The sequence below is a fragment of the Kribbella sp. NPDC050281 genome (assembly GCF_040655855.1).
Classification (GTDB): Bacteria; Actinomycetota; Actinomycetes; order Propionibacteriales; family Kribbellaceae; genus Kribbella.
The window spans coordinates 82,337-104,206 of sequence record NZ_JBFAKS010000037.1; the positions used below are offsets into that span (position 1 = coordinate 82,337).

Annotated in this window: 19 protein-coding genes and 1 rRNA gene; 11 read left to right on the plus strand and 9 right to left on the minus strand. The window is 68.7% G+C overall.

Features of this window, described 5'->3' with window-relative positions; all coding sequences use genetic code 11:
- Positions 1-129: 129 nt before the first annotated feature.
- A complete protein-coding gene (locus tag AB0I34_RS32730; RefSeq protein ID WP_360452590.1) occupies positions 130-1,374 on the plus strand; it encodes an MFS transporter in 1,245 nt (414 codons plus the stop codon).
- A gap of 80 nt (positions 1,375-1,454) precedes the next feature.
- Here the strand turns inward: AB0I34_RS32730 and AB0I34_RS32735 are convergent, their stop codons facing one another.
- Entirely contained in the window at positions 1,455-1,652 is a 198-nt protein-coding gene (locus AB0I34_RS32735; protein WP_131518001.1) for a DEAD/DEAH box helicase, read from the minus strand.
- Between the two features lie 146 nt (positions 1,653-1,798).
- Here AB0I34_RS32735 and AB0I34_RS32740 point away from each other — a divergent pair, with 146 nt between their 5' ends.
- Positions 1,799-3,106: a GGDEF domain-containing protein gene (locus tag AB0I34_RS32740; RefSeq protein WP_360452592.1), complete on the plus strand. Its 1,308-nt coding sequence runs from the start codon at positions 1,799-1,801 to the stop codon at positions 3,104-3,106.
- On the opposite strand, the gene AB0I34_RS32745 is transcribed toward AB0I34_RS32740, so the two are convergent.
- A complete protein-coding gene (locus tag AB0I34_RS32745) occupies positions 3,088-4,071 on the minus strand; it encodes a zinc-binding dehydrogenase (protein WP_360452594.1) in 984 nt (327 codons plus the stop codon). The genes AB0I34_RS32740 and AB0I34_RS32745 overlap by 19 nt on opposite strands.
- Positions 4,072-4,201: 130 nt before the next feature.
- Here AB0I34_RS32745 and AB0I34_RS32750 point away from each other — a divergent pair, with 130 nt between their 5' ends.
- Together AB0I34_RS32750 and AB0I34_RS32755 are read left to right on the plus strand one after the other, a co-directional pair.
- On the plus strand, positions 4,202-7,045 hold the full coding sequence (locus AB0I34_RS32750) for a DEAD/DEAH box helicase (protein WP_360452595.1): 2,844 nt from the start codon (positions 4,202-4,204) through the stop codon (positions 7,043-7,045).
- The gene (locus AB0I34_RS32755) at positions 7,042-8,484 is read left to right on the plus strand and encodes an SWIM zinc finger family protein (RefSeq protein ID WP_360452597.1); all 1,443 of its coding nucleotides are present in this window, start codon (positions 7,042-7,044) and stop codon (positions 8,482-8,484) included. The genes AB0I34_RS32750 and AB0I34_RS32755 overlap by 4 nt, the downstream gene beginning before the upstream one ends.
- A 215-nt stretch (positions 8,485-8,699) precedes the next feature.
- Here the strand turns inward: AB0I34_RS32755 and AB0I34_RS32760 are convergent, their stop codons facing one another.
- Genes AB0I34_RS32760 through AB0I34_RS32775 form a run of 4 tightly spaced genes read right to left on the minus strand, consistent with a single transcriptional unit; the run spans position 8,700 to position 11,531 of the window.
- The gene (locus AB0I34_RS32760) at positions 8,700-9,050 is read right to left on the minus strand and encodes a DUF1801 domain-containing protein (RefSeq protein ID WP_360452599.1); all 351 of its coding nucleotides are present in this window, start codon (positions 9,048-9,050) and stop codon (positions 8,700-8,702) included.
- Between the two features lie 20 nt (positions 9,051-9,070).
- Positions 9,071-9,712 carry a maleylpyruvate isomerase N-terminal domain-containing protein gene (locus AB0I34_RS32765; RefSeq protein WP_360452601.1) on the minus strand — a complete coding sequence of 214 codons (642 nt, stop codon included), beginning with the start codon at positions 9,710-9,712 and terminating at the stop codon, positions 9,071-9,073.
- Positions 9,709-10,689, minus strand: a complete 981-nt coding sequence (locus tag AB0I34_RS32770) for an SGNH/GDSL hydrolase family protein (protein WP_360452603.1) — start codon at positions 10,687-10,689, stop codon at positions 9,709-9,711. The genes AB0I34_RS32765 and AB0I34_RS32770 overlap by 4 nt, the downstream gene beginning before the upstream one ends.
- A 47-nt stretch (positions 10,690-10,736) precedes the next feature.
- A complete protein-coding gene (locus AB0I34_RS32775; protein ID WP_360452605.1) occupies positions 10,737-11,531 on the minus strand; it encodes a TrmH family RNA methyltransferase in 795 nt (264 codons plus the stop codon).
- 569 nt (positions 11,532-12,100) lie between these two features.
- Here AB0I34_RS32775 and AB0I34_RS32780 point away from each other — a divergent pair.
- The 4 genes from AB0I34_RS32780 (at position 12,101) to AB0I34_RS32795 (ending at position 18,023) form a co-directional block, all read left to right on the plus strand.
- The gene (locus AB0I34_RS32780; protein WP_360452607.1) at positions 12,101-13,291 is read left to right on the plus strand and encodes a hypothetical protein; all 1,191 of its coding nucleotides are present in this window, start codon (positions 12,101-12,103) and stop codon (positions 13,289-13,291) included.
- Positions 13,288-14,151: a hypothetical protein gene (locus AB0I34_RS32785; RefSeq protein ID WP_360452609.1), complete on the plus strand. Its 864-nt coding sequence runs from the start codon at positions 13,288-13,290 to the stop codon at positions 14,149-14,151. Before AB0I34_RS32780 ends, AB0I34_RS32785 begins: the two co-directional genes overlap by 4 nt.
- Positions 14,144-14,830 (plus strand): hypothetical protein, encoded by a 687-nt coding sequence (locus AB0I34_RS32790; RefSeq protein ID WP_360452611.1) that lies wholly within the window; start codon positions 14,144-14,146, stop codon positions 14,828-14,830. The genes AB0I34_RS32785 and AB0I34_RS32790 overlap by 8 nt, the downstream gene beginning before the upstream one ends.
- A gap of 76 nt (positions 14,831-14,906) precedes the next feature.
- The gene (locus AB0I34_RS32795; RefSeq protein WP_360452613.1) at positions 14,907-18,023 is read left to right on the plus strand and encodes a chromosome segregation ATPase; all 3,117 of its coding nucleotides are present in this window, start codon (positions 14,907-14,909) and stop codon (positions 18,021-18,023) included.
- A gap of 184 nt (positions 18,024-18,207) precedes the next feature.
- Here the strand turns inward: AB0I34_RS32795 and AB0I34_RS32800 are convergent, their stop codons facing one another.
- Positions 18,208-18,792, minus strand: coding sequence for a helix-turn-helix domain-containing protein (locus AB0I34_RS32800; protein ID WP_360452615.1), 585 nt, complete (start codon positions 18,790-18,792; stop codon positions 18,208-18,210).
- A 127-nt stretch (positions 18,793-18,919) separates the two neighbouring features.
- On the opposite strand from AB0I34_RS32800, the gene AB0I34_RS32805 reads away from it, so the two are divergent.
- Both AB0I34_RS32805 and AB0I34_RS32810 read left to right on the plus strand, forming a co-directional pair.
- A complete protein-coding gene (locus tag AB0I34_RS32805; RefSeq protein ID WP_360452617.1) occupies positions 18,920-19,972 on the plus strand; it encodes an aldo/keto reductase in 1,053 nt (350 codons plus the stop codon).
- Positions 19,973-20,196: 224 nt separating this feature from the next.
- Positions 20,197-20,847: a hypothetical protein gene (locus AB0I34_RS32810; RefSeq protein ID WP_360452619.1), complete on the plus strand. Its 651-nt coding sequence runs from the start codon at positions 20,197-20,199 to the stop codon at positions 20,845-20,847.
- Positions 20,848-20,849: 2 nt separating this feature from the next.
- Here the strand turns inward: AB0I34_RS32810 and AB0I34_RS32815 are convergent, their stop codons facing one another.
- Positions 20,850-21,320 (minus strand): AAA family ATPase, encoded by a 471-nt coding sequence (locus AB0I34_RS32815; protein WP_360452624.1) that lies wholly within the window; start codon positions 21,318-21,320, stop codon positions 20,850-20,852.
- 99 nt (positions 21,321-21,419) lie between these two features.
- On the opposite strand from AB0I34_RS32815, the gene AB0I34_RS32820 reads away from it, so the two are divergent.
- A complete protein-coding gene (locus AB0I34_RS32820; protein WP_360452621.1) occupies positions 21,420-21,716 on the plus strand; it encodes a helix-hairpin-helix domain-containing protein in 297 nt (98 codons plus the stop codon).
- A 72-nt stretch (positions 21,717-21,788) separates the two neighbouring features.
- Here the strand turns inward: AB0I34_RS32820 and rrf are convergent.
- Positions 21,789-21,870 (minus strand): 5S ribosomal RNA (gene rrf / locus AB0I34_RS32825); the annotation flags it as partial.

Consider the following 21,870-nt stretch of genomic DNA (forward strand, 5'->3'; position numbering starts at 1 on the left):
ACCGGGATCACAATCTGGCACTGATGCGCCGTGATCAAACCATTGACCCAGGCTGCACAGGGTGCAGGGAAACCCTTTCAGTTACAGGCGGGAGGTGTTACGCAACGGATTGTGGTTAGGGTCGTAGGTATGGCGGGCGGGGTGATCGAACGTGCGCGCTGGCGCGATGTGTTCGGACATGCGGAGTTCAGGGCCTTGTTCCTGGCCGGCGTACTGTCCGTCGCAGGCGACCAGCTGGCCCGTGTTGCCTTGTCGGTGCTGGTTTTCGACCGCACCGAGTCCGCCGGGCTGACCGCACTCACCTACGCCCTGACCTACATACCCGACCTGCTATTCGGTCCGTTGCTCGCTGGATTCGCCGATCGGTACCCCCGTCGTACTGTGATGATCGTCACCGACCTGGCCCGAGCGGTCCTGGTTGCGGCGATGGCAGTGAAGGCGTTGCCGTTGCTGGTGGTGATCCTGCTCCTGCTCGGACTGCAAGCGTTCGGGTCGCCGTTCAACGCGGCACGAGCCGCCACGCTCCCCGCCGTACTGCCGGGCGATCACTACGTGCTCGGCAAGGCCGCCAACGACATGGTCGTCCAATTCAGCCAGGTGCTCGGCTTCGGCACCGGCGGTGTGATCGTCGTAGCCGTCGGAACGTCCGGTGGGCTGCTGCTGGACTCCGCCACCTTCTTACTGTCCGCAGTACTCATTGCTGTCGGCGTACGACGTCGTCCGGCGCCGCCGCGTGCGGCGGACGAGTCACACAGCAGCTACTTCAAAGACCTGGCTGCCGGCGTCTCACTCGTCACACGCACGCCGAAGCTCCGCGCACTGGTCATCCTGGCGACCATCGCGGGCTTCTACGTGACGGTGGAGGGCCTGGCTGTCCCCTATGCGAACGAGATCGGCGGTGGGCCGAAGGCAGCCGGTCTGCTGCTGGCTGCCAGCCCGGCCGGCGCCGTGGCAGGCATGTGGCTCATCACTCTGTGGGAGCCGGAGAAACGTATGCGGCTTCTCGGACCGCTGGCCGTGCTGGCCTGTGTGCCGCTGATCGCGTGCTTCATGGCGCCCGGCCTGCTACCCACCGTCGTGTTGTGGGCGGTGTCGGGGATGGCGTCGGCCTATCACCTGCCGACCAGCGCGGCGTTCGTCCAGGCGGTGCCGGACGCCCAGCGTGGTCAGGCCTTCGGCGTCGCGAGCACCGCCCTGAAGAGCAGTCAGGGCCTCGGAATCCTGCTCGCGGGGCTGGTCGCGGACCAGTCCTCACCGTCGGTCGCGCTGGGCGTCATGGGCACCGCGGGAGCCGTCGCAGCCGCGGTGGCGGGCGCCGCCTGGGCACGCGCCCGCCGTTCCCGGTCCGGCGTCGTGGAAATGGGTGCCGGATGAGCCGCCGGAGAATCAGGGGAAATATCTCCGGTTCAGCATCGTAAAATATCGGTTAAGAAATTTCGGTCGGGTCGCCGGAATCACCACTCGTTGCCGGTGGTGAACCATTCGTTGCCGGATCCGCCCGGCCGGTGCAGCCACTCGTTGCCACCCTGCGTGAACCACTCGTTCCCGCCGTGCAGCCACTCGTTCCCCCCGTGGAACCACTCGTTGCCGCCCCCGGTGAACCACTCGTTGCCGCCGTGCAGCCACTCGTTCCCGGTGCTGATCTTCGACATGGTGCTGTCCTTCCTTCGCCATCCGTCAGATGGAATAACTGCGGGTCGGGGATGACCTCGCGTGAACAGGCAGTTACTATTCAGGAATAACCGTTCAGGTCTATCCGTGTGAGGCCACCATGATTCTGATCGGTCGGAGCAGGTGGGTGCCACCCCGCCGATGGAAGCTCTGGTCGTTGCCGCGCCCGGCACTGAGCTACGTGCTCGGCGTCGAGGCCGTCGCAGTCGTCATCACCGCCTTGGCTGTGGCCTCGACGGTCTCCGGCGCCCGGACCGGCGTCAGGCCGACCGAGTGGGTCGCCTTCGCCGTACTGGCGGCCGCCTCGGTGCTTCACCTGGAGTCTGCCCGCGGAATCGAGCGCCGACGCGAGATGGCGGCGAACACTTCGCCGTACACCAACCTGAAGAGCCTGTGGGTGTTCGCCGGCCTGCTGCTGCTTCCGCTGAGCCTGGTCGTCGCCCTCGTCGTGGTGTCGTACGGGTACTCGTGGATCCGCGTCTACGGACGGACGATCGCGCACCGCAAGGTGTTCTCGGCCAGCACGTTCGTCCTCGCCAGTGGAGCCGCGGCCGCAGTGCTCCGCGCCGGCGGTCTGCTGAACGAGCCGCGGGTGCCGACCGGGCCGTGGACCCTGCTGGTCGTGGTGGCCGCTGCGAGCACGTGGTGGCTGGTGAACTTCGCGCTGGTGATCGGTGCGATCCTGCTGTCCTCCCCCGACGCCACCGCCCGTGGCGCACTGGGAGACCTCGCGGATCAGCTCGTCGTGGTGGCCGGTCTTGGCCTCGGTGTGGCAGTGGCCGGACTGCAGGCGTCGTACCCATGGGTGGTGCCGATCCTGATGGTGACGGTGCTCGCGCTGCACCGCGATCTGCTGCTGCCGCAGTTCCAGCGCGCTGCTGGGACGGACGTGAAGACTGGTCTGGCGACTCCGGCGTACTGGGCCAATGCAGTGCCGACGGAGCTGGCGCGGGCGGAGACCATGCGCAGCACGGTCGGTCTGCTGATGCTGGACCTGGACCGGTTCAAGGAGATCAACGACACCTACGGCCACCCGGCCGGGGACCAGGCGCTGCGTGCGGTCGGTGAGAGCGTGCGCGCGGAGGTCCGGGTGGGCGACTTGGTCGCACGGGTCGGCGGAGACGAGCTGGCTGTGCTGCTGCCGGGAGCCACCGAGACTGAGGTGCTCGAGGTGGCCGAGCGGATCCGGGACCGGCTCAGCACGTTGAGCGTGTCCGTGGACACCAGCACGGATACCACCGCAGTGATCTCCGGAGTGCCGGCGTCGTTCGGCGCAGCGGTGTATCCGGAGGTCGCCGCCACGATGGACCAGTTGGTACTCGCGGCGGACAACGCACTGCTCACCGCGAAGCGGGGCGGACGCAACCGGATCGTCGCGGCCCGCCCGAACCCGCCTGCGGTGACCGACCACAGCGATCAGCCGGTCGGCGACTGAGTCACTCGGATCAAGGCCTTGCCCAGGAGCGTGCGCTGCTCCAGGGCAGTGTGAGCGTCGGCCACATGATCGAGGTCGTAGGTCTGGTCGATGACGGGCACCAGGTCTCCTGCGACGGCTCGCGCGAGCACGTCCGCACCGGTGACCGTCGTAGTGGTCGAGTCGGCGCGCAGATCGACGATCCCCTTCACCGTGATGCCCCGGCGCTCCGCCTCAGCCGCGTCGTACGCCGCGAAGCCGCCGCTCGGAGCGCCATGCGCGGAGAACCAGCCGCCGTCCTTGACGATCGTGAACGCGGTCGCGCCGAGCTCGCCGCCGGCGCCTTCGAAGACGATGTCCGCGCCGTTGGTTGCATCGAGGACCAACTTGTCCCAGCCGGGCCTGGAGTAGTCGACCACAACGTCGGCGCCCTGCGCCTTGCTGAGGTCGAGCTTCGCCTGACCGCGGGCAGCTGCGATGACATGTGCGCCGGCATTGTGCGCTAGCTGGGTCAGCAGCAGACCCATGCCACCTGCGGACGCGGTGACCAGCACCTCCTTGCCCTGCATCGACGGCGCGAGCTCCTCCAACATCAGGGCGGTGAAGCCGTCGCCGAAGACGCCGACCGCGGTCTCCAGGTTGAGCCCGGCGGGTGCCTTGACCAAACCGTCCGCGGCTGCGATCGCAAACTCGGCGTGGGCGCCGAAGCCGACGGCCCGGCCGACCACCGTCTGACCGATCCAGTCGTCCGCCACACCCGGTCCGACCGCGCGCACCCGGCCACCGAGCGAACCACCCGGCACGTACGGCGGTGTCACGTCGAAGAACTGGCTGTGCTGGCCACGGCGGATGGCGGTCTCGACGAAGATGACGTCGGCCACCTCGACCTCGACCAGTACCTGACCGGCTGCCGGCACCGGATCAGGCCACTCCTGGGTCCTGATCACCTCGGGCCCGCCGAACTCGGTCACCACTGCTGCACGCATGCTCTCTCCTTCGGTCTGATGACCTCCGAGCCTGCAACCTCAACCCCGGTTCAGGTCAACTCCGGCGGTTGTCCACAGGTCGTCGGCGACAGGCGGGAAGTTGTCGGTGGTCCGGCGTACTGTGCAGGGCATGTTCGACGCCGTCTTCGTCCCTGCCGACCCGCCGCGCGCGGGCCGGCTGGCGTTGTATGGCGATCTCTCGGCGACGGGCGAGACGGCCGACGGGACCGTGGATCTCGTGCTGCCGAAGGGATCCCAGGTGCGGCGTACCACCGTGCCGGCCCGTCTGCTGAGCATCGGCGAGGTGCTCGAGTGGATCGGCCGACCGCTCGAGGGCTCGGTCAGCTGGCAGGCGTGGCGGGCCGCGGCGTTCGCGGGGATGGGGTTGATCGCACGCGGTCGACTCGTCCCGGATCGAAGTCCGAGTGGGTACGGCGCTTGGCGGGTGGCGCCGCTGGATCCGTTGGACCGGGGATGGTTGCGGAACCTTACTGCGGCGATGCCGCCGTACGGGCACGCGTTGCCGATCGAAGGGACGCGGCCGGTGCGGTTGGTCGACCCGGAGCCGCTGGTGCGGTCGTTCTGGGACGCTCTGGCCGACACTCTGGTGCGGACAGCGGCCGCGCCTGTCGCCGTACGTCCTGGCGCGGCGGCGTTTGCTGGGGTTGATCCGGTGGAGGTGACCGGAGCGACTGCCTGGTTGGAAGAGACCGCGCTGAGCGAGGAGGCCGGGGCGCGCCTGGTGCTGCGGATCGAGCCGCCCTCGGAGTCGGCCGATGAGTTCCGCGCTGTGCTGCAACTGCGCAGTGGTGTGGATCCGAGCCTGCTGATGGATGTCTCGGATGTGTGGAGTGCGCCGGCGGCGGTGCTGGCTGCTCTTGGGGAGCGTGCGGAGACCGATCTGCTGTTGGCGCTCCGGCGCGGGGCTCGGGTCTGGCCGCCCTTGGGTGCAGCGTTGCGGGACGCGGCTCCGGCGGAGGTCGGGGTCGATGACGAGGCGTTGGAGGAGTTGACCGAGGGCAGCACAGCGTTGGAGGGCGCTGGGATCGAAGTGCTCTGGCCGACCGAGTTGTTCGCAGGCGAGTTGGCTGTGCGCGGGACTGTCGCGACGCCGACGCCCGGAGCGGTGACCGGACCTGACTTCAGCCTGACCGATCTGGTCGCGTTCCGTTGGCGACCGACGCTCGACGGACAGGAGTTGACCGAGGAGGAGGTGGCCGCGCTCGCGGAAGCCAAGCGGCCGATGATCCGGATGCGTGGGCGATGGGTCCGGGTCGATCACGACCTGGTCCAGAAGCTGCGGCGTGGTGGGACTCGCAAACTCACCGGAGCCGAGGCGCTCGGCGCTGCGCTGACCGGGACGATCGAGGTGGACGGTGAGCTCGTCGCGTTCGACGCGAACGGGTCGCTGGCCTCGATGATCGCGCGGCTGCGGGCAGCCGAGGAGCCTGCGCCGTTCGAGGAGCCGGCTGGGTTGCGGGCGACGTTGCGCGACTACCAGCGGCGCGGTGTCGCATGGATGGCGCACCTCGCCGATCTCGGTCTGGGTGGCTGTCTCGCCGACGACATGGGGTTGGGCAAGACGATCCAGGTGATCGCATTGCACCTCCAGCTCCTCGGTCGTGGTCGCGGACCGACGTTGGTGGTCTGTCCGTCGACGCTGCTCGGGACCTGGGAGCGGGAGTTCGCCCGGTTCGCGCCCGACGTCACGACCCGGCGGTACCACGGCACCGGGCGGAGCCTCAGCGACCTCGCGCCGGACGAGGTGGTGCTCACGACGTACGGCGTGGTTCGGCAGGACCACCGCGTGCTCGGTGAGGTGTTCTGGGGACTGGCGGTCGCGGACGAGGCGCAGCATGCGAAGAACCCGCTGTCGCGGACCGCGCGATCACTCAGGACGTTGCCGTCGGCAACCAGGATCGCGTTGACCGGGACGCCGGTGGAGAACCGGTTGTCGGAGCTGTGGTCGATCCTGGACTGGGCCGCGCCGGGGTTGCTCGGCACGCTCGACCGGTTCCGCCACGACGTCGCCGTACCGGTGGAGCGGTATCACGACGAGGAGGCGACCGCGCGGCTCGCTCGGGTGACGCGGCCGTTCCTGCTGCGGCGGCGCAAGAGCGATCCCGGGATCGCGCCGGAGTTGCCGCAGAAGACCGAGCACGACGTCGTCGTACCGCTCACGACGGAGCAGGCCACGCTGTACCAGGCTGTCGCGAAGGAGACGCTCGCCAAGATCGAGTCGGCGGAAGGGATCGCGCGGCGCGGTCTGGTGCTCAGCCTGCTGACGCAGTTGAAGCAGGTCTGCAACCACCCGGCCCAGTTCCTGCACGAGCCGGGACCGCTGGAGCGCCGTTCAGGCAAGCTCGCGGCTTTGGACGAGTTGCTCGACGTGATCCTGGCCGAAGGCGAGTCCGTGCTGATCTTCAGCCAGTACGTCGAGATGTGCCGGCTGATCGAGGCCCATCTGGCAGCGCGACGGGTCCGGACGCTGTTCCTGCACGGTGGGATCGGCGTGCGGAAGCGGGAGCAGATGGTCGAGCAGTTCCAGGCCGGCGAGGCTCAGGTGTTCCTGCTGTCACTGAAGGCCGGTGGGGTCGGGCTGACACTGACCCAGGCGACGCATGTCGTCCACTACGACCGCTGGTGGAATCCGGCGGTCGAGGATCAGGCGACGGACCGGGCCTATCGCATCGGTCAGGATCGGCCGGTTCAGGTGCATCGGCTCGTCACCGAGAACACGTTGGAGGATCGGATCTCGACGGTGATCGCGGCCAAACGCGATCTCGCGGATGCGGTGGTCGGTTCGGGCGAAGCGTGGTTGAGTGAGCTGTCGGATGCGGAGCTGAGCGAGCTGGTCGAGCTGTCGACCGGGCCGGTGAAGTCGGGGTCGGCCAGTGCCTACAACCCTTCTGCTGTTGGGAAATCAGCTCCTGGGGCCGGCCCTTCGGCCGCCGGGCCTGGAGTTGGCTCATGAACGAGCGTGTGCCTTGGCAGGGGTGGCGGCGTTCAGGTGAGGACGCAGGGTTGCCTGCGGCCAAGGGTCCGGGGAGCCGGCGTCCGTTCGGCGCGACGTGGTGGGGACGGGCGTGGTTGGAGGCGTTGGAGCATCGCGCTCGGTTGGATCCGGGCCGGCTCTCGCGTGGGCGGTCCTACGCACGGCGCGGGAGTGTGCTCGAGCTGACGGTGTCGCCGGGTTCGGTCGATGCGGTCGTGCAGGGCAGCCGGGTCACGCCGTACCAGGTGACGGTGCGGATCCGCGCGTTCTCCTCGGCCGAGTGGGACGCCGTACTCGAGGTGGTGTCGTCGCAGATCGGCCGCGTGGCGGCGCTGCTGGACGGCGAGTTGCCGCCCGAGGTCGTCGACGATGTGCGTGCCGCTGGGTTGGACCTGTTGCCGGGTGCGGGTGAGGTGCTGACCAACTGCAGTTGCCCGGACTTCGCCGTACCGTGCAAACACTCCGCCGCCGTCTGCTACCTGGTCACGGACGCGCTGGATGACGATCCGTTCGCCTTGCTGCTCCTCCGCGGGCGCCGCAAGGACGAACTCCTCAACACCCTCCGCTCCCGCCGCACAGGCCCGTCCCCCACCACCCCGCCCCGCACTCCCCCACCCCCTGGCATCCCAGCCATAGCCGCCTTCGCCAAAGTCTTCGCGGCCCGCGTCCCCTCAGGCGCCTCCGGCCGCGCCACCCCTGACCCTGTCACCACTGACGCCTCCGGCCGCGCCACCCCCGATCCTGTCACCACCGGCCGCGCCGCCCGTGATCCCGTTACCTCCGACTCCCCTGGCCGCGCCGCCGCAGATCACGCCACCTCCGCCACGGCTGGCCAGACCACGTCCGGCGCCGGTGCCTACGGTGGAGTGCCTGTGCCGGTTCCGCCGCGACCGATGGGGTCGCCGGGATCGCCTGCGGCGGTGCGGGCCTTGGATCCACCGCGTTCATCGGGCGTCGACGTACGCGATCTGATCGCCCTGGCCACAGACGCGGCACGCCGAGCCTGGGAGTTCGCATCCGGCGACGGCGACGCGGAGCTAGGCCTCACCGCCGACCAGGACCTGGCCCGCCGCGCCTCCCACCTCCTCGGCACCCCGGAGCTCGCTGACCTGGCCCACCGAGCCGGCGTACCAGCGCGTCAACTCACCAGCTGGGCCGTCGCCTGGCGCGAAGGCGGCCCCGGCGGCCTCTCCGCCACCGTCGACACCCCAACCACCATCGACGAAGCCGCCCTGGCCGAAGCAGCCCAAGCCCTCCCCGGCGCCACCATCGAAGCCAACCGCGTCACCGCCGGCAAAACCCAACTCCGCCTAGGCCCTGACGCGCTCTGGTACCGCTTCGACCAACACTTCAACGACTGGACCCTCACCCGCCCACCCTCCCCCGACCCCCAGGACCTCCTCACACCCTTGGCGTGATCGGCAGCTGCTCTCACCCAGGCCGAGGGCGGCCGTGCCGCACCGGGCTGTGCCGCACCGGGCTGTGGCGCCACCCCGCCTGCACCTCCTCGATCCGGCCGGACCTCCGCTCTCCGGAAACTTCTGGTCATCTGCCGGCCATTTGTTTCCGCAGATGCCGGCACCGCCAGTCAGCCGACCCTCGGAGATCCACCAGCGAACCTCACAACCAACACCTAGGTCCGCGCGGTGACGAAGGCTTGGGTTAGGCGGGTTATGAGGTTGTAGGGGATGGGTTCCTCGAGGGGGAACTTGAGGGTGCCTTTGCCGGAGCGGTAGGGCTCGATCGCGGCGGAGAGAGCGTCGTCGAGGGGTGGGATCGGGTAGAGGGCGATGTGTTCTTTCCATCCGCTGAAGTAGAGGAGGGACTTGCCGTCGAGGGTGATGGTCGGGATCTGGTAGCTGATCTTCTCGCCCGCGCCGGGGACAACGGCGTGGATGGTACGGCGTACCTCCTGCAGGATCTCCTGGACATCGGCCGGGAACGACGCGATGTACTCGTCCACGCTCGTGAACTTCTCCGCCATACCGCCATGGTGCCCGAACGTCAGGATGGGCGCAGTGGGGTGAACGGCATCGGAGCGGGCGTCGGCGCTGGGTCCCAGGTCTCCGCAAGCGGTGTTGGCCGCCATTTCCAGGACGCGGGCGGCGGGGTGGCTGGGATCTGCGCGCGACCGGTCAACCAGCGGAGGTTGAGCCACGGATCAGCAGTCGCGCGCGGCTCGTGCGGGAACATCCGGGTCAGGACCCGCTCGCAGAGGTCAGGCGGCGGAGTGAGCGAGCAGCCGAGGCCGGTGGTGAGGTCATGGTCGTGTACGAGCGCCTCCACGCACGCCATGCCGGTGAAGCCCTCAGGATCGCCGATGCCCCACGGATGAAACGCACGCGCGTCGGGCGGGCTCGCGCGAACCACCAAAGCAAGGATGCTCCCCGCCGCCTCGACGAAGTCGAGTACCCCTGCAGGCGGGGCGAGTTCCTGCGCCCGCGCGGACCAGCGAACGTACTGCGTCCGCGCACCGACCGCGAGCTGCGACGCCCAGTGCAGCTGTGCCTGCCCGAGATGCTCGGCGGTCGCGCGGCAGGTCCACTCGATCGACCCGGCCGGCACGTTCCAGTCCGCATCCACAGCGGGGCGCAAAGCTTGGACGAGGCTGTCGACCGCTGACTCGAGGTCGTCCGCGGTGATCATCCGCGACGGCGGAGGGTTGTGTGGGTTTCGAGAGCGGGGATGAGGTGGGCGGCGAGCTTGGCATGGCCGGCCACCGAGGGGTGGACAAGGTCGGTGCAGTCGTCCTCGGTGATCCAGCCGGTCGAGTCGATGCAGACGACGTTCGGGTCGTCGAGCGACTTGACGGCCGCGGCGATCGTGTCGGCGTGCTTACCGTTGAACGGGGTCAGCGACACGATCGTGGTCTCCGGGTACGCCGATCGCACCCGGGCCACGTAGGCGGCGTACGGCTCCGGCTCCAGCGTCTCGTCGTTGACGCCGAGGTTGAGTACGACGACATCCGGCGCGGTGACCCGTTCAGCGGGTGAGCCGGCGAAGTTCCACCCGAACGACTCCGGCCCCGGCGGCACCTCGCCGTTGCCCGGCTTGATGATCCCCTGGCTACCGAACCCGACCTGGTGGGATGTCGCGCCGAACGCGCGGGCGGTCAGATACGCGTACGTCGTCGTACCGTCGGCGCCCTCCGACTCGGAATGCGTACCCAGCGACCGCACTCCCTGCGTGATCGAGTCGCCGTAGAACTCGATCCGCGGACCGCCCTGCCGCCCGCTGAGACGCACTCTAGAGTTCACCTCTAGCAACAGACCCGCGAACACCACCGCGCACTCGAACGGCGGGTTCCACCGGTTGACGTGCTCGTTGACGTCCTTGACCACGACCTCGACCTGATGCCTGCCCGTCGGCGCGGTCAGCTCGATCACCGGGTTCTCGATCAGGTGGAGCACCGGCGCATCGTCGTCGATCGTGATCCACAGGTGTGGCGCGACGGTCAGCCCGGCCGTGTCGAACAGCAACTGCACACTCTCGCCCGCGAACGAGAACGAGATCCGCGAGCCGGAGTTGACGGTGATCGCCACCCCGGGTTGCTGACCCCACTGGCCTTCCAGGACGATGCGCGGATCTGACGGGGCGACGACCTCGCCTGGTTCGAACGGCACGTCTCACACTCCTCGTGGTGGGTGGCGGTGCAATTCTGCCTGGCCGATCACCAGCCGTCCTTGCGAGCCCGCGCTTCGAACAGCAGGATGCCCGCGGACAGCGCGACGTTCAGCGAATCCGCCTGGCCGAGCATCGGGATGGACACGCCGCCGAAACCCTGCGCGTGCCACTCCTTCGACAGCCCGTTGCCCTCCGAGCCGACAACGAACGCGGTCGGCCCGTCGTAGTCGACGCCGCGGTAGCTCCCGCCGGCGGCTGGGTCGGCGAGATGGACCCGGAAGTTGTGGCTGCGCAGCCACGCCGCCGCGCTCGCGATGTCGTCGAACTCCAGCACCGGCGTCGACAGGATCGTCCCGCGGCTGGCCGAGTACACGGACGGGTGGCTCAGCCGTGCCCGCCTGCTGGTGAGGACGAGGCAGTCGGCCTTGGCGGCGTCGACGGTGCGGATCAAGGTGCCGAGGTTGCCGGCGTACTCGACTCCGTCCGCGACCAGGACGAGCGAGGACGTGGTGAAGCGGAACGACTGCGGCTTCCACACCGGCAGCCGCGCGATCGAGATCAGGCCATCGGAGCGGGTCTTGCGGGACAGCCGGGCGAGCAACTTCTCCGAGATCCGGTACACCTGACCGGCGCGCTCGGCGATCCGGCGTGCGGCGTACGTCGTACTGGCCTCAGGGCACCAGTAGAAGGTGTCGATCGTGGTGTCGGTGGCGAGCAGGCGGTCGTGTTCCCAGCCGCCTTCGACCATGATCCGGCCGGGTGAGGCGTCCTTGCGGACGGTGAGCAGGTCGCGAACGCTAGGGTGTTGCGCGCCGATCGGGCGCGCGTGCGGCACAGTCATGTGCGTAACTCCGGTACGGAGAGAACGAGAAAGCTCGCCGGGGACCCTGTGATGGGTTCCGCACCGGCGTGGCGAACGCCCTAAGGCGCCGTGGTATGGACGCGGTCTACCTGGACCGCGTCAACCAATGATGCTTTGGATTCTCTCCACGCCAGGATGGTAGGCAGCGGCCTCCACACCCGTCACCCGGTTTTCACACACCAGTCGCCCACAGGCTCGGGGTGCGCCCCACCCAACGCCCGCGTTGCCTTTGTCCACAGGCTCGCGGCAACCCGGTTCCGGACTGTCGGCCCACCCCACCCCACCGCTGTTCTTGCCTTTGTCCACAGGCTCGGGGCAACCCGGTCTTGGACTGCCGGTGCACCCCACCCCACCGCCGTTCTTGCCTTTGTCCACAGGTCCGACGCGGCCCGGTTTTGGACTGTCGGTGCACCCCACCCCACCGCCGTTCTTGCCTTTGTCCACAGGTCCGACGCGGCCGGGTTTTGGACTGTCGGTGTGGGTGGTTAGAGTCCTTTCTCTGGTTGCCGGTCGCTCGCGGGGGCGGCGCCACACGGGAGGAGCACGCGATGGACGCGACGTTGCTGGACGCGGAGGCCGAGGCGGCCGTACTGCGCGTCTACCGTCAGGTGTTCGCCGTCCTCGCCCGCGAGGCCGGCGCGATGATCGTGGACCCCGACCTCCTGGACGTCGACCAAGCAATCCTGGACGCGTTCGCCGAGGCCGGCAGCGACGGCCTGACAGTCGAGCAGGCGACCCTCGCCTGCCGGACCTATCCACATGATGTGATCGTCCGTCGCTTCGAGGTCCTGCGGCAGTACGGCGCGATCACCAAACTCGTCGACCGTCCGAACGAACTGCGTCACCGAGCTGCGTTCGCGCCGTACGTGATGCTGATGTTCCTGCGCCGGATGTCGGTGCAGGGCGGTCAGGGCGAGCTGCACCAGTTGCTCACCCTCGAGGCCCACAGCGTCAGCGATCCCAGCGCGACCGAGGACGAAGGCAGGGCCTCGATCGAGCGGCTGACCAAGGTGTTCCGCCTGCTCGGCAACGAGCTCGCGATCCTGGTCTCGACCAGCACGACAGCGCAACTCCGGGAGAACGCACAGCTCGCGTGGGGAAATGAGCGCCTGATCGAACAGGCCGAGAAGGTGCACAGGATCGTGCTGGACCGCTGGCCCAGCCTGCATCGCGCGTGTACGTCGCTGCGGATGGCGCTGGCGGCGTACGCCGACGCCGTACAACTAGCTGCCGGGCGGCTGGTAGAGAGAGCGGGTACGACGCGCGCACTCGGGCTGCTGCCGATCGAGACCTGGCTGACGTTCACGCGAAGCAGTGAGCCGGACGTGCTCGCGGGTGTGCTGGACGGGCTCCTGTTCGATGCGGCCGCGCCGGACTTCTCGCCGCAGACGATGGTCGAGGCCGTCGAGACAGGACGGCGGAGCGGGACAGCGCGCATGGCGCCACCGCGACCGACCGCGGACGCCGACGCGCCTGAGTCCGCGGCCGCGACGGATCGGGAGGAGCTCCGCGCCGAGGCCGAGCGCGTGCTGGCCGGGAGATCGTCAGTCGACGTCGTCGAGGTCGTGGACGATGCCGGCGACTGGATCACGGCGCGGCGCGTGCTCGCTGAGCTGACGGCGGCGCATCTCCACGACGAGCTCGACTACGAGCTGGTGTGGTCGGACGGGATGCGAATCGATCCGACAGCTGGGACGCCGTGGGCGACCGAGGGCGTGTTCCGGCGGGTGACGCGGTGAGTACTCCGTCCGAGGCTGTCGAGCGGCGGCTGTACAACGCGTTGTGGTGGGCAAAGGTGCAGTCCGCTGGACCGCTCGAGGTGTCGCCCGATACTCCCGCGGTTGCAGGCCTGACTCGGGCTGCCTCGCCGGATGGCTCGAGCGTGTGGTTGGTGCCGACAATGCCTTCCGGTGCTGGTCATGCCGTGCTGGATGAGTTGGGCACTCCCCCGGTCGCCGTGGAGCAGCCGAACGAGACAGCGCGGGTGCTCGCGATCTGCGTCGCCTGCTGCTGGACCGACCGCAGCGGACCGGCCTGGCCGGGCTCGACCGGGACGCTTGCCCAGATCAGGTCCGTGTACGCCGGGATGCGGGGCCGCGCCGAACAGTCGAGTGATCTCACCCTGATCATCGGAAGCCTCCGGCGCCTGCACGCCACGCACTGGCTGCTGTGGAACGAAAAGGCCGGCGAGGTCCGCCTCGGTCCACGCGTCATCACCTGGACCCCGACCGATCAATCCACCCTCCGCGACCTCTGCCGTCACCTACCCGACCCACCGCCTCCCGTCCTCGCCACCTCACCGCCAGTCGACCCGACTCCGGAGGACCCGCTCCCGGACGCAGCCGCGACGGCTACTGCATCCCCAGAGACCGACGCTGCATCGCCGGCGACGGATAGCGACCCGGCACCTACGCCCACCGATCCCGCGGCGGACACCGAGCCGCCCGCTGCGGACGCCGACCTGGCGGACACCGATTCCGCAGCTACGGACGCCCACCCAGCTGCTACGGACACCGACCCAGCTGCTACGGACACCGACCTGGCCGCTGCTGACACCGACCTGCCGGACGCCCCTCGGACGGAGGTGTCGGATGACTGAGCAGCATGTGTTGTTCGACCCTCTGCTGCAGGATCTGAGCGACCGGTCCCGCGACGAGGTGCTGGCTGCTTTCAGCGCCGTGCAGTACGCCGTGCATCCGGTGGCCGAGGTGCAGTTGGCCGGCCTCCGGGACGTGACGCTTCGTCGACATGTCCAGAAGATGCTGAAGCTCATCGGGCGCACTCTGGTCCATGTCGACGGCACGCACTGGACCTCCGGATACGCCGACGACATCGCCGCGACGCTGACGACGCAGGGCTGGCAGCCCTTGTCCGTGGTGGACCGAGCCGTGCTGGTGCTCGTGCTGATCCATTCCGTCGCGATCCCCCGCAGCGAAGGCATACTGACCGGCGACAGCTGGAAGTCGGCCCGGCCGACCACAGTCGACGAGCTGCGGACCACGAGAATCAGCGGCGAGGAGCGGCGGCTCGCGTTGCAACGCCTGCGCGCGGCCGGCCTGATCCAGCTGTCCGGCGATCACTCGGGCGGGCCGAGCTACATCCCCGGTCCACAACTCCAACGGCTCACACCGGCCGCGCGGCGCCGACTGCAAGATCAGCTGATCCTCGCCGCGGCGCCGGCCAGCCCGATCGCCGAAGCCATCCGAGCCCGCAACGGCACGGCGATCGCCGACCCTGGCACTCAGCAAGACAGCAGTGTGGAAGAAGGAGTGGCGTGAGCGAGCGTAGCGAGTTCACCATCGAGCACAGTGCGTTGGGTGCCTCATCCGCGCCCGGAACGAAGCGAGGACGTGGATGAGCGGCGTGGTGGAGGACGGTCCCTTCGACATCCTCGGTTCCAAGGTGCTGCTCGGCGTACAGGTCGTGGATCTGTCGCGGTTGTCGACGCACCCGATTCCGATGGTCGGGCAGGGCCTCGTCACAGTGGCCGGCCAGGGGCCGACCGACTCGAACGGCGCCGGCAAGTCGTCCTGGATCGCCGCGCTCAGCCTGCTGCACGCGGACGACCAATGGCGGCTGACCAGCGGCGCGCCCGGCGCAGCCGAACTCCTGTTCACCGCGGAGGCGGCCGGGCAGGAGGGCAACTGGTCCAACGTCGACCGCGGGTACATCGTCGGCGTCTTCTCCGATCCCGAGCTGACCGATCTCGACGAGCTCGAAGCGGCCGCGATCACCGTGTGGATCCGGATCAACCGCAAGGCGTCGTACATCGATCTGCGCTGGAAGAACGGCCTGCACGTCCCGTACGGCGCGACCGAGGCCGAGCGGGCCGCGGGAGCGGACGCGCTGTGGGCCGCCCTGCCGCACTCGAACGGCCGCACTGACTTCCACGCGAACAAGCTGTCCACGGTCCTGTACGGCGGCCAGGTGCGGTGCGTCTCATTCCTGTCGACGTCGGTGCGGTCCAGCCCGACCGCGAACCTGCTCGCCGAGCCGCTCAACGAGCTCGGCCCGGCGCGCATCTTCAATGCGATCGCAACGCTGACCGGACTCGACCACGAGCTCGAACAGGAGCAGGCGCATCGCTCGGCTGAACACACCCAGCGCGAGGCGACCAAGCAGGCGACGGCCGACCTGCAACGGTGGGAACAGGAGATGGCGACCGTCGAGGCCGGCATCCTCCAGCGCGGCGCGGCCCGGGAGGCATTGGCCGCGGCGAAGGAGTCCTGGCGGGCACGGTGTGCGCGGCACCTCATCGACGGCGACGCGCGCAACAGCGAGATCGTGCAGGAGCTCGCCGTACTCGATGAGCGCGTCGCGGAGCAGGAGGCGCGGCGTGAGGCGGTCGACCACGAGATCGATGCCTTTGGCAATGAAGAGGTGCTGCTGCGCGACGTCCAACTCACGCGGCAGGAGCGGGACAAGCTAGATGCACGCGACCGAGAGCTCGACCTTGCGCAGCGTTCGGTGCGCGAGCAGCTCGAGCGGCTCGGCCAGGAGCATCGGCGGCTGCTGGAGGCGGGGCGTTCGGCGGACGGGCGTGACCTCGCCGCTGCGGCCGACGAGCAGTCCGAGGCGCGCGCCGTACTCGAGGAGCACATCGGACGGGACCACGCGGCACGGTCCGCGGTCGACTACGCGACGGCCGAGCTGCGCGAAGCCGAGAGCGGTCAGACCGTGTCGGCGACGCAGCAGCAGGTGCTGGAGAACGCAGGCATCGAGTGCGGCGCGCTGACCGACATCACCGAACTGTCGTCGTCCGCGCGCGCCGAATGGGAGCCGCGGCTGGCGCCGTACCGCGAGGCTGTCGTCATCGACGCCGGTGACGCGGCGGTCGCGGCGGCTGCTCTCGCGGATGCCGGGTACGCCGGATTCCTGCTGGTGCTGGCGAATCGGCCCGATGCCCGCAAGGGATTGCGCGGCGGACCCAAATCAGCCGACAAGCGGTTCACGCTGGACGAGTTCTTCGTTGTGCTCGGCGAGCGCGCGACCAAGGAGAACATCGACGACGTCGCCGGCGTCGTGGCGGTCGGCCAGTTCGACGAGCCGCTGACCGGGCGGACCGCGCGCATCGAGGCTGCTCGCCGCCGAGTCGAGGCCGCAGTCGAAGTCCGCGGTGTTGCGTCCACAGCGCTCGACCACGCGCGTGCCCGGGTCGAGCAGGCAGAGCGTCGTACGGCGGCCGCCCGGGCGCTGGCCGACGCGGAGTCGGTGCAGGAGCAGATCCTTACGCTGCGCGATTCCATCGACAGACACGAGAACGACCGTGATTCGCTCGCACCGCAGCTCCAGGCGGCGAAGGAATCCGCGGAGGCGGCGGCCGGGCAGCAACTCGTCCGCGACGAACGGCTGAAGAACCTCGAAGCGACCCGCCGCGACCACGAGCGGATCCTCGACGACCTGGCCGCACGCCGCCTGAAGTTGCTGGAGGAGCAGACCTCACTCGACCTGACCAGGCGGGCCACTGCGTGGGGTACGACGCCCGCGGAGGCAGAGGAGTTCATCCTCGGACTGCCCGACGACGCGCAACGTCGTACCACCGCTGACTGGAACCATCAGGCCTGCACGCAGCTCGACGACGTCATCCGCCGCTGCTTCCCGAACGCGCGGTCGCGGGAGGAGATCCCGACCGAGCTCTTCGAGATCCTGAACGGCGCGGACGGCTGGACCAACGGCACGCTCGGCGCCCGCGTCGGCCTGGTCCCGGCGCTGCACCGGACGCTCAGCAGTCACCTCGCACAACACGAGACGTTCGACAGCCTGCAGCAACAACAGATCGCCAGCCAGCGCGCCGAACGCAACGCCGCGCTCGAGCGCGCCCGCGAAGGACTCGGCGAGGCCGAGAGCACTGCCCGCGCCCACCGCGCATCCCTTGCCGACGGCATCAAAGCGCGCCTCCGGTTGGTGTCACAGGAGTTCGACCGCCTTGACCAGCAGTACGGCGGCTACGGCGCGAAGCTCGAGTACCCCGAGCCTGACCCGCCCGCCGAGCCGGACAAGCCGTGGCGTTGGACGGTCACGCCGAAGTGGCGACGCTCCGAGGGCGGCCCGTACTCCGCGTTCAACGTGAAGGGCAACACCGCGCAGATGGACGAGAAGGCGGTCAAGCTCGTCTGCGCCGCCGCGCTGGCGGGTGGTTCGGATCGTCCGCTGCTGCTGATCCTCGACGAGCTCGGCCGCAACCTCGGTTCGCAGCACCGCCGCGAGGCCGTTGCCCTGTTCGAGCAGATCGGCCGCGACCGGAACATCACCGTCATCGGAGCCCTCCAGGACGACATGGAACGCTATGCATTGGCGTCGTCCCGCCTGTACGTGAAGCTCCGCCGCAGCTCGGACACCATGGCCTACAACCAGGCGCCCGTTGTCAAGGGCAACGAGGACTATGCCGCGCGGGTCGAGCTCCTTCGCACCTGGCTGACGTCGTACCGAGGTCCAACGCCCACGCTCGAGCTCGCGACTCTCACCCCGTGACGTCGGCTTCCCTGCGGGCCGACGCTCCATCGCGCACCAGGTGCCGGTACCGCAGGGGGGACTCGCCGACCTCGCGTTTGGTGCCGAGCCGATTGTCGCGTCTGACGTCGTACCGCCTGCCATCGATCCTGCAGCGGCTTTGGGACCTGAGTGAGCAGCTCCTGTAGGCGTGATGCTCTCGACTTCATCGGCTTGTGTCGGCGCCGTAGCGGAGTCCGTCGACGAGCAGCCCGACCATGCGCTGGCTGTACGCCGGTCCCTCATCGGTCAAGGGCATGCACAGCGTGGAGACGGCGTACAGCAAGTCCTTCGGGCTGATGTCCGCGCGGATCTCGCCGGCGGCGGCTGCTGCTTCGAGCAGTCCGCCGAGGGCAGGTCCGAGTCGCTGCATGAAGTAGTCGGGCAGCGCGTCGAACGCCGGATCGCCGGAATGGAGCGCTGTCGCCAATCCCCGTTTGGTGGCGATGAACTCGGTGAAGCGGTCGAGCCACTTCGCGAGTGCCACCGCCGGCTCGTGCTCCGCGGCCAGCACCGGCGCCGCATCGGCACACGCATCCACCTCGCGCTGGAACACGGCCTTGACCAGGTCCGAGCGCTGCGGGTAGTGCCGGTACAGCGTCCCGACTCCGACCCCGGCCAGATCAGCGATCTCTTTCGCGGGCGCGTCCACGCCTGAGCCGGCGAAGACGGTTTTCGCTGCTTCGAGCAACGAACCGAGGTTGCGTTGCGCGTCGGACCGCATCCGGCGCGGCGCCGTCTTCTCGGTCACGTGACCCCTTCCCTTGCTTTTCCGGAAAGCCGTTCCGTATAGTTCCGGAATAGCGTTCCGCTTCTGCCCAGCGTACGGCATCCGACGGGCGCTTCACATCCCACGACCACACCTCAGGAGAATCCCTATGCAGTACCGCAGCCTCGGCGGGACCGGCATCCAGGTCAGTCCCTTCGCGCTCGGCGCCATGATGTTCGGTGCCGCCGGCAACCCCGACCACGACGACTCGATCCGGATCATCCATCGGGCGTTGGATGCCGGGATCAACTTCGTCGACACGGCGGACATGTACTCCCACGGCGAGTCCGAAGAGATCGTCGGGAAGGCGCTCAAGGGGCGCCGCGACGACGTAGTACTCGCCACCAAGGCACGCTTCCCCGTGAACTACGACCCCACCGGCGCCACCCCCTTCGTTCCGAACCGGTCTGGTGCCTCACGCAGCTGGCTCATCCGTGCCTTGGACGGCTCGCTGCGCCGGCTGGGCACCGACTACGTCGACCTGTTCCAGATTCATCAGCCCGACCCGGACACTGACATCGAGGAGACTCTCTCGGCGCTCACCGACCTTGTGCGTGCCGGCAAGGTTCGCGCCATCGGCACCTCCTCGCTGCCGGCCTCGGACATCGTCCAGTCCCACTGGGTCGCCGAGCGGCGCGGCCTGACCCGGCTGCGCACCGAGCAACCGCCGTACTCGATCCTCAACCGGGGCATCGAGCGCGAGGTCCTGCCCGTAGCCCAGCAGTTCGGTATGGGCACCTTGGTCTGGAGCCCGCTCGCGGGCGGTCTGCTCACCGGCCGTTACCGCAAGAATCACGAGAACACCACGCACCGGTCGCAGTTCGGCTTCCGGCACCTGACCGACGAGCGCCGCCTGGACGCCGTCGAGGAGCTCATCACACTCGCCGAGGACGCCAAGCTGCCGCTCACTCACCTGGCCATGGCCTTCGCGATCGCGCATCCCGGCGTCACGTCCGCGATCATCGGCCCGCGCACGATGGAGCACCTCGACGACCTCCTCGCCGGCCTCGACGTCACGCTCACCGACGACGTCCTCGACCGGATCGACGAGATCGTTCCGCCCGGCACCGATATCGGCGCCCTCGACATGGCCTACCAACCCCCGGCCATCCAGCGCTCGAACCTCCGCCGTCGGCCCGTCAGCGAACGCGCCGCCGCCTGACCTAGGTCCCGGCGGTCTGGACCGACCGCTACCAGCCGACTTCGGCCGCGTACTTTCCAAAACCCCACCCCCGCGTCGGGCCCGACGACCCGGTGCAGCAAACTGGGTCGGTGACTTCTCCGGGGAACTGCTCACGCCGAGTAGGCGGAACCCTGGCCAACCGTCCGACTACCGGCGTACCGTCTGCTGGGCAGGTCCGACCGGCAGACGAGCGGAGGGCGTGAATGGCATCGTGGCTTCTCCGCGCCCAGTGGAACCACCGTGACGAGTCCGTCGAGCACCGTGCCCTCCGTGTCGGCCGCACCCTGACCGCAGTCGCCGTCGCGTTTCCCGACGTACACGTCTGGACTCAGGACGAGCGCTGGGGGTACCACGTCCTTGAGGCCGACGGGTCCACGCCGCTCCAGGAGATGGTCGAGGCAACCACCAAGGTTCTCGCGAACGGGTCCAGCACGACCCGGCTGCATCTGCAGAGCACCGGCGAGCTCCCGTGGTTGTTCGACCTCTCCATGGGCGGCACGCTCACAACCGTCTCGGATCAGCTCACCCTGCACTGGAGCGACGAGGACGCGCTCACCCAGTCCGACCGCTTCGCGCAGGTCCTCCGCGCTGTCGTCTCGATCTGGGAACCCGAATGGGCCAGCATCGCCGACACCGAACTGGCTGCCGCGGCCGGCGTCTTCCGCCGGGGCATCCCGATGGTGGGGTGGCTGACGTACGTCCGCGGCATGGTCGCCGGCGCCTATGGCATCGACATCGACCTCACGCCGTTCGAACGCGGCACGCTCCTCCAGGCCCCCGTCGCCCCAGCCGACCTCACGCCCGTACACATCTGCGCGGCCGCCGCGCTCGTCGGCATCGCTCCCGAGGCGTAGCCCTACTCCGTCACCACGACGGCCCGATCCCACCGCGCCAACTCAGCCGGCCCCGGTACGTCGAACGAAGCGCTGTACAGCTCCAACTCGTCGCGACTGATCCGAAACGTCCCCTCGGACACCGCCGCATTACGCGCGTCGATCCGCGGCCACAACACTTCCATCGGCAGATCCAGTACCACGATCTCCGCCAGAGCACCGAGGTCGTGGGCCCGCGTCCGGAACAGATCCCGCTCTTCCTCGGACCAGCATCCGTAGTCCAGGATCGCGTCCACGCCCAACTCGAGCACCCGTGCCGCCAAACCCCAGAGCAGCTCAGATTCCAGCACCCACCGCCGACCGTCGACCTCGCTCGTCCCGAACAAGGCGTCCATCCACTCGTCCGGAGTCAGCCGAACGCCGGCCCGCTCCGCCTCGAGCCGCCGAGCCCAAGTAGTCTTCCCCGCTCCTGGCAATCCCACGATCAGCACCATCACAGCCACCCACGAACCTTACGCATTGCGAGGGACCGCCGGATGGGCAATGTCCGAATCGTTCAAGACATTGTCGGGATCGCTAGGCAGGATTGGCGTATGTCCCCTACTCAGCGCACTAGGACCCCCTCAAGCTCACGGTCGGATCTCACCGACCTCATGAACGTGGGTAAGGCGGTAGCCGGCTACTTCCAACGCGCCGGCATCACGCGGATCAGCGAGCTGGCCGGGCGGGATCCCGTCGAGATCTACGAAGACATGTGCGAGGCCGACGGCCAGCGTCTGGATCCGTGCCTGCTCGATACCGTCATGTCCGCGGTGGACCAGGCCGACGGCAAGCCGGCCCGTCCGTGGTGGTCCTACACCGCACACCGCAAACAACTGCTTGAGCAGTGAGGTGCAGTACTCGAAATGCGTGGAGAAATGTTAAGGGCCACCCCAGGTGGGGTGGCCCCTAACAGTGTGAATGTCCGGCGGCGTCCTACTCTCCCACGACCTCCCGGTCGCAGTACCATCGGCGCTGTCGGGCTTAACTTCCAGGTTCGGAATG